A 12,512-nucleotide genomic window follows, 5' to 3' on the forward strand; every position below is an offset into this window, starting at 1 on the left:
TGAACCGCACCGGTTAGGCTCGCGACATCGGCTGCGAATGTCGGCAAATGGTAAGCCCTTCATTGCGGCCTTTCCTTGCATTCGAGCCGTTTCGCGGCGCGCGTCTCAGGTGAGATGGGCGAGGTGGCGAAAGGGCGAGAGGCGACCAAGCAGGCTGAACCGGCGGCCTTCGCGACGGACGCGGCCACGGTTGGCCCGCCACATCCGGAAGGTCGCGCGCCGCTCGGCGAGCACGCCGGCAATGTCGCAGGCGTTCGCGATGCGATCGATCGGGCCCATCGCGAACTTGAGCAGGGCCCGGCCGAGGTCGGTCACGAGGGCTGCGGCGTCATCGACGAAGGTGGCGGCGATATCAACAGCGAGGGTTTGCATTTTGCAGGTCTCCGGGTTAAGTTGAACAATGTTCACATTGGTAGCTTGAAAATGAACAATGTTCAAGAAGAATCGCTGCGGGACCAGAAAAAAAATCGGCGCCGGCTCCAGATCCTGGAGATCGCCCGCACCATCATTGCGCTTAAGGGATTGAGATCACTCAAGGTTCGGGACGTCGCGGAGGCCGCCGGGTGCTCGGTCGGCAGCGTCTATAACGAGTTCGGCGACTTCGACGGGGTGATCCTGACCGTCAACCGGGAGACCGTTCAGGCGCTCACGGCCCGGCTGCGTGGGGTCCCGGCAGAGGATCCCGTTCGCCAGCTCTATGGGCTTGCCGAGACCTATCTCGAATTCTTTGCGGAGCACGCCAATCTGCTGCGCTCGCTGTTCGAGCATCGGATGGAGGACGATCGTCCTTATCCGGACGACATCCTTCAGATGGTGATGGACGCCTTCGCGCTGATGCACCCGCCTTTGGTGCGGGTGCTACCGGATGCGGATGACGTGAAGATCGCGCTGCTGTCGCGCACCCTGTTCTCCGCGGTGCACGGCATCATCTCGCTCGGCCTCGAGGAGCGTATGGTGGCCGTGCCGCCGCAGATGCTGCGCCAGCAGATCGAACAGTTTATCGACGCGCATCTTGCCGGTCTCGGGATTCGGCCGGTCGGCGCAGGGTTATCTCGATGAGGCGTCGCCGCTACCAGGCGTATCGCAGGCTCGCAGTGCCGGAATAGGTGGTGCTGCGCGCCGCGAACTCGCCGTCGAACCTGGCGGACAGCGCGACGCCGTTCGAAAACTTCAGCTCGGCACCGGCGGACGCGAGCGCGGCGTCTTTTGCCGGCGTCGCGCCATTCACGATGAAGCTCGCGCCAGGCAGCGCCTGGAATGCAGCGACGAGCGTCGGGTCGCTGACCCAATCATGCGCCCAGGCCGCGCGACCGCGCAACGTGAGGACCGAGTTCGGCGTGAGCAGTGTCGCACGATCGAAACGCGCACCGACCTCGCTCCGGGTGTCGGAGGCGGTGCGTCCCTGATAGGTCAGGCCGAAGCCGCTGCCGGCCGGATCGGTCTCGGTGTAAGTCGGCGTGCGAAACGCCTGCGCCTGCGCTGCAGCGTATGGCGTGAAGCCGCCGATCGGCGTGGCGAAGCGATAGCCGCCCTCGATGCGGCCACCGACGGTTTGTGCGTCGAACTTCGCGGTGAGCTGATTGCCGAACGGTGCGAGCCGGTCGGTCGACATCCAATGATTGGCCGCGGCGAGAGAAGCAGCGAAATAGGCCGGCCCGTTGCGTATGGCGGTGTAGACGCCGGCCTGCATCGCATCGCTCTTGCCGCCGCCGATCGCCTGCGCGAGGTCCCATTTCGTGCCGCCGCCCGAGAGCGCGAAGCCGATCAGCGCATCGCGGCTGACATGATAATCGGCACCGGCCGCAACGCCTGCGGCGCGCGCGCTCAAATCATGGCTGCCGATCACGACGGGATCGCCGCTGGTGCGATTGGTGCCGCCGAACGCCGTGCCCCAGGCCGTCCAGCGCTCCGCAAAGGCCGGAGCTTTCGTCGGCGGGGCGCCCAGAACCTTGTTGTAGGCGAGGGCAATATCCTCCGGCAGCGCGGCGCGCTCCGGGCTGAAGCCGAGCGCGGTGTCGCCGGCGCTCGTGCCACCGCGTCCGCTCACGAACGGATCGAGCATGAGGCCGAGGAACTGGCTGGTGAACTGGAACGCGCCCTGCTGCGCGCCGGTGGCAGCTTCGCCCGAGAGCTGATCGAGATTGTAGCGGAGCTGGGCGTCGCTCTGGCCTGCGAAGGAGGAGAGGAAGGGCAGGTTCGCGCCGAATGCGCTCAGTGCGCCCGCCACGGCCTTCTGGTTCTGCGTCTGGGCGACGGTGGAGAAGGCGGCCGTGTTGTAGTTGAGTGTCAGGAAGACAGAGAACCCGTCATAGCTGAGGGCGGAGGTGAAGAACTGCGGATTATATCCGTTGATCGTTATGCCGGAGAAGGTTCCGGTCAGGCCGCTCACTGCGCTGAGGATGGTATATTGCGTCGAGGAGGCGTAGGCGCCCGCAAGCGTGGTGACGGCGACGGTGCCGCCGTTCAACGTCGCGGTTACGGCGGCAATCTTGTCGGATTGTCCGGCCGCGTTGACGGAGATCGCGTAGGTCGAGCCGGCGTTGAACGTGGTATTGCCGTAGCTCGTGAGCTTACCGAGATTGCCGGGTGCGACCCTGCCACCCGACAGCACGGTGAGATCGCCGATGGCGCCGTTGCCGCCGAGGGTGCCGCCGCTGACCGTCGTCGCAACGTTGGGCATCCCGCCGTTGACGATGAGGCTGCCGCCCTGGACATCCATGGTTGCTGTGTCCGTGGTCGAGCCCGTCAGCGTCCAGATTGAGCTGCCGGTTTTTTCCAACGCCTCGAACTGCCGGAACTGCTTGGCGGCGCCGTAGGTGCTGAGGTCGAACGTGCTGTCGGCCGTTCCGCCGAATCGCAGCGTGTCCGTTCCGTTGCCGCCCAGAACCCAGCCCGTGATGTTCGAGCCTGCGCGCAGCTCGAAGACGTCGTTGCCGTCCTTGAGGTCGACAGCCCTGTTGGCGAAATTGCCGCTGATCGTGCCGGAGTTGATGACGGTGTCCTGGCTCGCCGAGCCGAAGATCGCGTAGTTCGAAGCGCTCGAGATCGTGCCGGCGTTGTTGATGACGTTGCCGTCGCCCGCGCCGTTGAGATTGACGGCGTTGTTGTTGTTCGCCTGGACGACGCCACCCGACAGAATGCTGACCTGATTGTTGCCCGCGGCGTTGGTGATGCCGAGGCCCGTCGTTCCGGAGGTCAGATTTCCAGCAGTACCTCCGATGATGACGTTGTTGTTGCTCGAGCCATCGACAACGACCGCAATCGAACCGAGGCTCGTCGTACCAACGGTCGCACCGGCTTCTACGGTCACGGTGTTGTTGCTGCCGCCGGAGAGCGCGATGCCCGAATTGGCGGAGGTGATCGCTGCGCTGTTGAAGATATTGATCACACTGTTCGATGCCGTATCGAAGGCGATGCCAGGAGAGGCCGCGCCGTCCAGGGTTGTCGCGGCGCCGTCGCCGATATTGACCGTGACGCCGCTGACTGCCGGGTTGGTCTGAACGGCGGTGTTCCCCGCGCCGGTGCAGGTGACGAAATCGCCCGACTGGAGCCCGAGTTGTGTACCGCTTCCGGTGATCGCGCACGCCGCCTCTGCGGGCGCGGCGAACCATGGCAGCGTGCTAGCCATGCCGAAGGCACCGACCGCGGTGCTCAAAAGAAGCGCGTGCCGAGACGTCTTCGCGCGACGGATCCCGGGCGGGGGCAACAAACCATTCCAAAGCACCTGCAAACTCCTCTCACGGCACGGTCCGAGTGGATTCGAGCCGCAACGTTGGCCGGTGCTATGCTTAGCGGCGGAGGTCTCCGCCATCGTGGATCGGCGCGCAAGGCGGTATGGCGTAATGCGAAGGCGAGGCAATTTTGGGAGAAATGTGGCTGCGGTGTCACATAGCTGCGCCGTCTCGACGCCGTTCGATGACGTCCGCAAGCGGGTGGGAGGGGCCGCCGGCGCCCGATCAGCCTCGCGCCACGACGGCTTCACGCGGCCGGGCTGCAACGACGAGGACGTCCGGCCGCCCGCTGTCGACCTGGACCCGGTTGCGTCCCTTTTCCTTGGCGCGGTAGCAGGCGGCATCCGCGCGCCGCATCGCCTCCTCGAGCGTGGTGTCGCGGTCGGCGATGCAGGTGACGCCGACGCTGGCGGTCACCGCGAAGCCGCGATCGTCCCAGGTGAAGCTGAACAGCTCGAGCGATCGTCGCAGCCGTTCGGCGATGTCGACGGTGTTCGACGGCGAGCACTGTGGCAGGATCAGGCCGAACTCATCGCCGCCGAGCCGGGCCACCAGATCATGCGGCCGTCGGTCCCGTTGCAGGAGGCTGGAGACCTGGCAGAGCAGGCGGTCGCCCGCGAGATGGCCGCAGCTGTCGTTGACGTTCTTGAACTGGTCGAGGTCGAGCAGGATCAGCCCCAGCGGACCCGCCGCGACATTGTCCAGCTCGCCTTGCAGGCGCGCCTCGAAGGCGCGGCGGTTGGAAAGGCCTGTCAACCAGTCGTGCGATGCCTGCCAGGCGAGGCGCTCCTTCTCCGCATGTAGTGCGTCTTCGAAGGCCTGTCGCTGCAGCACCAGCCGTCGCGTGTGCCAGATCAGGAGCAGGATCAGGGTCGCGGCGGTCGCGATGTTGATGCAGGTGAGCGTCACCTTGATGGCGCGGGAGCCTTCGCCGAGCACAGTGGAGAAGCGCTTGGCATGCACCGTGAATTGGGCGTTGAGCTCCGAGAGCCTCGCCGACAGGAATTGCAGACGGCCGTTGTCCCGAACGGGGCCCTTCGCCAGCTCGGACCGGATGACCTCGCCGAAGACGCTCAGCTCCAGCAGCATGGGATCGGTGGCGGTCCACTCGCGGATCGCTTCCTGGAGGAAACTGACGCCACTGAAGTAGCGAAACAGCCAGATCAATCCCGGAACGTCATCGGGATGGTTGCCGCCTTGCAGGAAGCCGATGCGGGCAGCCTCGACGTCGACCGGAGCGCGCTCGAGCGCCCAGCGTGCGAACTCGTCGCCGATGGGCACGGCGAGCGAGGCCTGATACTGCGCGAACTGGCTCGGTTCGCCCGAATGCAGATAGAGATTGAGGAAATAGACCGCGTTCTTCTGCGAGCGCGACCATAGCGCTTCACCCGCGACATAGGCGCGGACCGACGACATCACCTCGAGGCTGAATCCTGCAATCGTCGCCTGGAGCACGACGACCATCACGAAAGGCGAGACGAGCTTGATGACGTGAAGGAAGCTGCGTTCCTTCGTCGACGACGCTGTTCTGCGAAACACCCTGCGTTCCCCAAATCGCTCAACGACCCCAGCGGAGCGGTTGCGCCTGCAACGTCAAGTAGAGGAGAAGGTTGCTTAACTCGACCTGAAAAATGCAGGGACTGCGTCGCAGGGTGAAGGCGTCGTGAAGCGGATGGCCGCAGATCGCTTCAAATACCGAGAAAGCGGAACTGACGCGGTATCGGCCAATCAATGCCGCGCATTCGTCGCGTGCTGTTTACCCGACCGAGAGGATTGCTAGACCAGCACCGGCTTGCGTACGCGGCCGGCGTCGCCGAACACGCGCAGGTAACGCTCGATCTCCGAGGGCAGGCCGGTTGCCTTCTCCGGATTGTCGGAGAGCTTGACGGCGGGATGTCCGTCGACCGACGACACCTTGCAGACCAGCGAGATCGGATCGAGATTGAACGAGCCGTCCGGCGTGCAGCCGACGAAGTCGTTGGTTAGGTTGGTGCCCCAGCCGAACGACAGTCGCACGCGGCCGGTGAAATGGTGATACGTCTCCTCGATCGAGCCGACGTCCATCGCGTCGGAAAACACGAGCAGCTTGTCCCTGGGGTTGCGGCCCTTCTTCTCCCACCAGGCGATGATCTCCTCGCCGGCCTGGATCGGCGGTGCGCTGTCGGGGCGGAAGCCGGTCCAGTCGGCGACCCATTCCGGCGCATCGCGCAGGAAGGCCTTGGTACCGAAGGCATCGGGCAGTGCGATCAGGAGGTTACCGCCATAGGTCTGGCGCCACTGGTCGAGAATGCGATAGGGCGCCCAGCGCAACTCCTCGTCGTCCTTGGCAAGCGCAGCCGCGACCATCGGCAGTTCGTGGGCGTTGGTGCCGATCGCTTCGAGATCGTTGTCCATCGCGAGCAGCACATTGGACGTGCCGATGAAGGAGGAGCCCAGGCCTTCCTTCACCGCCTCGACGCACCAGCGCTGCCAGAGGAAGCCGTGGCGGCGGCGGGTGCCGAAGTCGGAGAGCCGCAAATTCTCCAGCTTGCGCAGCCGCTCGACCTTGGTCCACAGCTTGGCCTTGGCGCGGGCATAGAGCACGTCGAGCTCGAAGCGGCCGCGGCCCTTGATCGCCGCGCGCGAGCGCAGCTCGTTCAGGATCGCGAGCGCCGGAATCTCCCACATCGAGGTGTGGGTCCACGGCCCATGAAAGTGCAATTCATACTGGCCGTCGACCTTGCGCAACTCGTATTCGGGAAGGCGGAATTCGGCAAGCCAGCGGATGAAGTCCGCCGAGAACATGTGGGTCTTGCCGTAGAACGTGTTACCCGCCAGCCAGATCAGCTCTTTCTTGGTGAAGCGGATGGTGCGGGCGTGGTCGAGCTGGGCGCGCAGCTCGCCCTCGTCGATGATCTCGGCGAGCCGCACATGGCGCGAGCGGTTGATGACCGAGAAGGTCACCTGCTGATCCGGGTAATCCTCCCGAATCATTTGCAACATCAATAGCTTGTAGAAGTCGGTATCAAGCAGGCTGCGGATGATGGGATCCAGCCGCCAGCTGTGATTGTAGGTTCGGCTCGCAATATCGGTCACTGTCATGGGGCAATTCTAGCGTGGCGGCCCCCGCCCAACCAGTGGGTTTGGCGAGGGGCTGGCTTTCCCGAAATTGGAGCGGGGGCTCAGTCTCCGGCTGCCGTCGTCGCGACGGTCTCGAGCTGGCTCCGAATCCAGCGATGCGCGGGGTCCTTCTGGTAGCGCTGGTGCCAGACCATGAACATCGGAAGCTCGGCCAGCGTGCGGGTGCGCGAGGCCAACGGAATGCGCGCTTGCGCGAAGCCGCCCATCACGCCGGACGCGAGCAGGCTCGGCATGCTCGCGAGCATCTGCGAGCCGCGTAGGAACGAGGGCACGCCGGAAAAGCTCGGCACGGAGATCGCGATGTCGCGGTGGAAGCCGTTGGCGGCCAGGCGGCGGTCGAAGTCGAGCCGCTCATTGTCGGTATAGACGACGGTGATGTGGCGCGCCGCGAGATAGGCATTGCGGTCGGAAGGCGCCGCGCGCGCTTTGGGATCATAGTAGCAGACGTAGTGATCGCTGAGCAGCCGCTTCTGCACGATGTCGACGCCGGACGGCGGCAGCGGCGTGATCATGAGATCGCAGCGGTTCTCGCGCAGCATCGCGGGCGAGGGGGACTGCGAGGGGATGACGCGCAGGTTCAGGTTCTTCACCTGGTCGGCGACATGGCCGAAGAAGCGCGGCAGCAGCAGGTCGCGCTGGAAGTCGTTGGCGGCGATCGTCAGCGACAGTTGGGCCTGTGCCGGCGCGAAGCTGACGCCGCCGGCAAAGCTGCGCATCTCGTCGATCAACGCGCGCGCCTTCGCCGCGAGGGCCTGGGCGTGCGCCGTGGCGACGATGCCGCGGCCGGACTTGGCGAACAGCGGGTCGCCCGCGATCTGCCGCAGCTTGTTCAGCCCGTGGCTGACCGCGGATTGCGTCAGGCCGAGCCGGGTTGCCGCCGCCGTCACCGATCCCTCCTCCAGCACCGCGAGGAACAGTTCGAGGGCGTGGCCGTCGAGGGCCAAATGATCGATTTCTTTCATGGAATTCATTATAATCGATCTATTTATCTTGAGAATGGGTGGCAGCATTATCGTTCAATAAGCCGCGCGCCCGGACCGGCGCCACAGGGAGAGATAACGCCGATGAATGCCCAGGCGACAGCCTTGCAGGATCCCCGCCTCAACCGCCCCGATCCGTTCACGCCGCCGCTCGGCGATGGCGGCTTCTTTCAGCGCGACCGCTCGATCCATCCGCCGGCACATGCGCCCGGCTACAAATCCTCGGTGCTGCGCTCCCCGCGCCAGGCGCTGTTGTCGCTGGAGAACTCGGTCTCGGAAATCACGGGACCGGTGTTCGGCCACAACGATCTCGGCCCGCTCGACAATGACCTGATCCGCAACTACGCCAAGGACGGCGATCCCGTCGGCGAACGCATCATCGTCCACGGCCGCGTGCTGGACGAGACCGGCCGGGGCGTTCCGAACACGCTGGTCGAATTCTGGCAGGCCAATGCCGGTGGCCGCTACCGGCACAAGAAGGACACGTATCTGGCGCCGGTCGATCCCAACTTCGGCGGCTGCGGCCGCGCCCTGACCGACGACACCGGCTACTATTATTTCCGCACCGTGAAGCCGGGCCCCTATCCTTGGCGCAACTACGTCAACAGTTGGCGCCCCGCCCACATCCACTTCTCGGTGTTCGGCTCGGGCTTTGCGCAGCGGCTGATCACCCAGATGTATTTCGAGGGCGATCCCCTGATCCCGGTCTGCCCGATCCTGACGACCATTCCGGACAAGGATGCGCTCGACCGCCTGGTCGCGCCGCTCGACCTCAACGCCTCGACGCCGTTCGACTCGCTCGCCTATCGCTTCGACATCGTCCTGCGCGGCCAGCGCTCCACCTATTTCGAAAATCGCACCGCGGGGAACTAAGTCCATGCCGCAGCCGCTCAACTATCTCAAGGAAACCGCCTCGCAGACCGCCGGGCCCTACGTCCATATCGGCCTGATCCCCGCGATGGCCGGCTTCGACATCTTCGAGAAGAACTTTTCCAACGTGCTGGTGATGCCGAACACCAAGGGCGAACGCATCACGCTGGAAGGCAGGGTGCTCGACGGCGCAGGTTCGCCGCTCCGGGACGTGCTGCTGGAAATCTGGCAGGCCAATGCTGCCGGCTGCTACAACCATCCGGCGGATCGCTCGGCCGGCGCGCTGGAGGAGGAGTTTCGCGGCTGGGGCCGCGCCGGTTCCGACTTCGACAGCGGCCTCGTCACCTTCGAGACCATCAAGCCCGGCGCGATCACCGACAAGACGGGACGCAAATGCGCGCCACACGTCAATGTCTGGATCGTCGCGCGCGGCATCAATATCGGTCTCAACACGCGGCTCTATTTCTCGGACGAAGAGGCCGCCAATGCCGCCGATCCCGTGCTCAACCTGATCGAGCAGCCGATGCGCCGCAAGACGTTGATCGCAACGCGCAGCGAGCGCGCCGGCAAGGTCGTGTATTCCTTCACGATCAATTTGCAGGGGCCGGAGGAGACGGTGTTCTTCGACGTGTGACGATCCGGCGATCGTCGCGCAGGGTCACTCGACCCGGTCGTCGCGTTTGATCGTTCCGCGCGCGAGGAATTGCGGTGGCTGCCGCACCTCGCGCGATGCCGGGCGGTCGACCGGATCGCGCCCCACCTTTTGTTTCAGCTCGGCCAAATCGATGAAGACGTCCGCCTGCCGGCGCAGGTCGTCGGCGATCATGGGGGGCTGAGTAGAGAGCGTGGAGACGACCGTCACGCGGACGCCGCGGCGTTGCAGGGATTCCACCAGCGAACGAAAATCCCCATCGCCCGAGAACAACACGATCTGATCGACATGTTCGGCAAGCTCCATCGCACTCACGGCGAGATCGACATCCATGCTGCCCTTCACCTTGCGGCGGCCGGTGTTTGCGTCGACGAACTCCTTGGTGAGCTTGGTGACGACAGTGTATCCGTTATAGTCGAGCCAATCGATCAACGGACGAATTGACGAGAACTCCTGATCCTCGATGACGGTCGTGTAGTAGAAGGCGCGCAACAGCGTGCCTCGGCTTTGGAATTCGCCGAGCAGACGCCTGTAATCGATGTCGAAGCCGAGCGCCTTGGAGGTGGCATAGAGATTGGCGCCATCGATAAAGAGTGCGATCTTCCCAATTGAAGACATTATGGACAAATCTCCAGTTCCGCACGAAGCCAGCCTGTTCGGCCGCAGGGCACCGTGTGTCGGCGGAAAACACTGAAGGCGCCGGTGGCTTGCCGAAAAAGCGGCGCCGGCGACCGGACAGGGGTGGCCGCCTTGCGCCAAGGTTAGGGAGGGTTCGATGCCACCAGCGCCAGGGCGCCGAATGCAGCCACGCTAAGGCGAGCGCATTCCCTGCTCAATTGTACTGAGGTAAGGGGCCTCTATCCAAAGGATAGCGCCCCATATACGAAGGTAAGTGGGGCGCGCCGGCAACCAACGCGACTGCGGCGTGGCCTCCGACCATCAGCGCGCGTGGTCTTTCGTCCGATGTGTCAGGCTTCGCCGTCGTGAAGCTGCGCGCGAAAGGCGCGCGGCGACAATCCCGTGGCGGCCGCATAGACCCGGCTGAAATAGGCGGGATCCTCGAAGCCGAGCGCGTAGGCGATCGTCGAGACCGGCAGGTTGGTGTAGACGAGGTTGCGCCGCGCCTCGCGGATCAGCCGGTTGAGGATCAGGTGCGAGGCGGTATCGCCCGTTGCCGCCCGGGTGATCCGGTTGAGATGGGTGGGCGTGATCGACAGTGCGCCTGCGTAGTCCGCAACGCTCCAGCGTTCCAGATGATGCTGCTCCAGCAACGCCTCGAAACGCCGGAACAGGCCGCTTTCCGCAGTGCCATTGCCGCCGCTCTCACTGGTGATCGCGCGGGCCACCAGTCCGATCATGGCCGCCGATAGCGCGCGCAGCACATGGGCGCGGCCGAAATCCCGCGCGGCGTGCTCGGCAAAAATCTGCTTCATGGTGGTGCGGATCTGTGGCGTACCGCGTACCACGGCAGATCGCGACAAGGGTCCACGCAGGCCTTCGGCGGCGAGCAGCGCCTCGTCCAGGATCTCGGCGGCGATGGTCAAGACCCAGCCTTGGGTATCCGGCTCGAAGCGGAAGCCGTGGACGTGTCCGACCGGCACGTTGACGATCTGCATCGGCTTCAAGGGCACCACCCGCCCGTCGAGCGTCGCCTCGCCGCCGCCGCGCTCGATCAGCAGCACCTGGTGCAGCCGGGCATGACGGTGCACGGCCAGGGTCCAGTCATGCAGCACCGAGCGAGACGCAATCGTCTCGCAATGCACGACGTCGGGCAGATCGCCGGATTCGCCGAACAGATTGTAGACCCGGATCGCCGGGGCGGGGGCCGCGCTTCGCATGTTCGAATAGTACAAGACAATGACGAAACCCTCCATCGGTTTGCACAGCCAAATCTGCAAAAAAGTGCCGACGGGAGGACGCAAAAATGAAAGTTCAGGTCTGTATCGTCGGCGGTGGGCCGTCCGGGCTGCTGCTGTCCCAGCTCCTGCATCTCAAGGGCATCAACACGATCGTGCTGGAGAAATACAGCCGCGATCATGTGCTCGCCCGCATCCGCGCCGGCGTGCTCGAGCACGGTTTTGCAAAGCTGATGCGCGAGGCGCAATGCGGCGAGCGGATGGACCGCGAGGGCGAGATCCACAACGGATTCGAGATTGCCCATGACGGGGCGCTGTCCCATATCGACCTGCACAAGCATTCCGGCGGCAATTCGGTGTTGGTCTACGGCCAGACCGAGCTCACGCGCGATCTCTACGAGGCGCGCGACCGCTTTGGCGGCAAGGTCGTGCACAATGCCGAGGATGTGACGCCGCACGAGCTGACCTCGGACCGGCCCTACGTGACCTACCGCGCGAATGGCGAGACCATCCGCGTCGATTGCGACTACGTCGTCGGCGCCGACGGCTTTCACGGCGTCAGCCGCAAATCGATCCCGAAGGACGTGCTGCGCGAATACGAGAAGGTCTATCCGTTCGGCTGGCTCGGGGTGCTGTCGCGCACGAAGCCGGTGTCGCCCGAACTGATCTATGTGAAGCACGAGCGCGGCTTTGCGCTCTGCTCGCTGCGTTCGCAGGTGCTCAGCCGCTACTACATCCAGGTGCCGCTGACCGACAAGGTGGAGGACTGGAGCGACGATGCTTTCTGGACCGAGCTGAAGCGCCGCCTGCCGGACGACGTCGCAGGCCGCCTGATCACGGGGCCGTCGATCGAGAAGAGCATCGCACCATTGCGCAGCTTCGTCGCCGAACCGATGAGCTATGGCCGCCTGTTCCTCGCCGGCGATGCCGCCCACATCGTGCCGCCCACCGGCGCGCGCGGACTGAACAGCGCCGCCTCCGACATCTATTATCTCTATCACGCCATGCTCGCGCACTATCAGCGCGGTGACGATTCCGGCCTCAAAGGCTACTCCGCCAAGGCACTGGCGCGGATCTGGAAGGCGCAGCGCTTCTCCTGGTGGATGACGATGATGCTGCATCGTTTCCCCGACCGGATCGAATATGAGGATCGGCTGCAACAGACCGAGCTGGACTATCTGCTCTCGTCGGAGACGGCGCAGCGTCTGCTTGCGGAGAATTATGTGGGTCTGCCGTTTTAGGGGCATGATCTCGCCGCGCGCGATGCTGCCATCCCTTCTCCCCTTGTGGGAGAAGGTGGCGC

The 12,512-nt window shown here is 64.5% G+C and carries 11 protein-coding genes; 4 read left to right on the plus strand and 7 right to left on the minus strand.

The window, feature by feature from the left end:
• Positions 1 to 105: 105 nt before the first annotated feature.
• Entirely contained in the window at positions 106 to 372 is a 267-nt protein-coding gene (locus QA649_RS09835) for a hypothetical protein (RefSeq protein WP_283024001.1), read from the minus strand.
• 51 nt (positions 373 to 423) lie between these two features.
• On the opposite strand from QA649_RS09835, the gene QA649_RS09840 reads away from it, so the two are divergent.
• The gene (locus QA649_RS09840) at positions 424 to 1,059 is read left to right on the plus strand and encodes a TetR/AcrR family transcriptional regulator (protein WP_283026002.1); all 636 of its coding nucleotides are present in this window, start codon (positions 424 to 426) and stop codon (positions 1,057 to 1,059) included.
• Between the two features lie 10 nt (positions 1,060 to 1,069).
• Here the strand turns inward: QA649_RS09840 and QA649_RS09845 are convergent, their stop codons facing one another.
• From QA649_RS09845 to QA649_RS09860, 4 genes are all read right to left on the minus strand, one after another.
• Entirely contained in the window at positions 1,070 to 3,628 is a 2,559-nt protein-coding gene (locus QA649_RS09845; RefSeq protein WP_283024002.1) for an autotransporter domain-containing protein, read from the minus strand.
• 328 nt (positions 3,629 to 3,956) lie between these two features.
• Entirely contained in the window at positions 3,957 to 5,270 is a 1,314-nt protein-coding gene (locus QA649_RS09850; RefSeq protein ID WP_283024003.1) for a GGDEF domain-containing protein, read from the minus strand.
• Between the two features lie 237 nt (positions 5,271 to 5,507).
• Positions 5,508 to 6,812, minus strand: coding sequence for a nicotinate phosphoribosyltransferase (gene pncB / locus QA649_RS09855; RefSeq protein ID WP_283024004.1), 1,305 nt, complete (start codon positions 6,810 to 6,812; stop codon positions 5,508 to 5,510).
• A gap of 80 nt (positions 6,813 to 6,892) precedes the next feature.
• Entirely contained in the window at positions 6,893 to 7,822 is a 930-nt protein-coding gene (locus QA649_RS09860) for a LysR family transcriptional regulator (protein ID WP_283024005.1), read from the minus strand.
• 93 nt (positions 7,823 to 7,915) lie between these two features.
• On the opposite strand from QA649_RS09860, the gene pcaH reads away from it, so the two are divergent.
• Entirely contained in the window at positions 7,916 to 8,704 is a 789-nt protein-coding gene (pcaH, locus tag QA649_RS09865; protein ID WP_018644014.1) for a protocatechuate 3,4-dioxygenase subunit beta, read from the plus strand.
• Positions 8,705 to 8,708: 4 nt separating this feature from the next.
• Positions 8,709 to 9,335: a protocatechuate 3,4-dioxygenase subunit alpha gene (gene pcaG / locus QA649_RS09870; RefSeq protein WP_283024006.1), complete on the plus strand. Its 627-nt coding sequence runs from the start codon at positions 8,709 to 8,711 to the stop codon at positions 9,333 to 9,335.
• Positions 9,336 to 9,359: 24 nt separating this feature from the next.
• Here pcaG and QA649_RS09875 read toward each other — a convergent pair whose 3' ends face one another.
• Positions 9,360 to 9,971, minus strand: a complete 612-nt coding sequence (locus QA649_RS09875) for an NYN domain-containing protein (RefSeq protein ID WP_283026003.1) — start codon at positions 9,969 to 9,971, stop codon at positions 9,360 to 9,362.
• A gap of 350 nt (positions 9,972 to 10,321) precedes the next feature.
• Complete coding sequence (locus tag QA649_RS09880) at positions 10,322 to 11,227, minus strand: helix-turn-helix domain-containing protein (protein ID WP_283024007.1); 906 nt, start codon at positions 11,225 to 11,227, stop codon at positions 10,322 to 10,324.
• Positions 11,228 to 11,277: 50 nt separating this feature from the next.
• On the opposite strand from QA649_RS09880, the gene pobA reads away from it, so the two are divergent.
• On the plus strand, positions 11,278 to 12,450 hold the full coding sequence (gene pobA / locus QA649_RS09885) for a 4-hydroxybenzoate 3-monooxygenase (RefSeq protein WP_283024008.1): 1,173 nt from the start codon (positions 11,278 to 11,280) through the stop codon (positions 12,448 to 12,450).
• Positions 12,451 to 12,512: the final 62 nt, after the last annotated feature.

Origin of the sequence: Bradyrhizobium sp. CB1717, from assembly GCF_029714325.1 — a bacterium.
Lineage (GTDB): Bacteria > Pseudomonadota > Alphaproteobacteria > Rhizobiales > Xanthobacteraceae > Bradyrhizobium.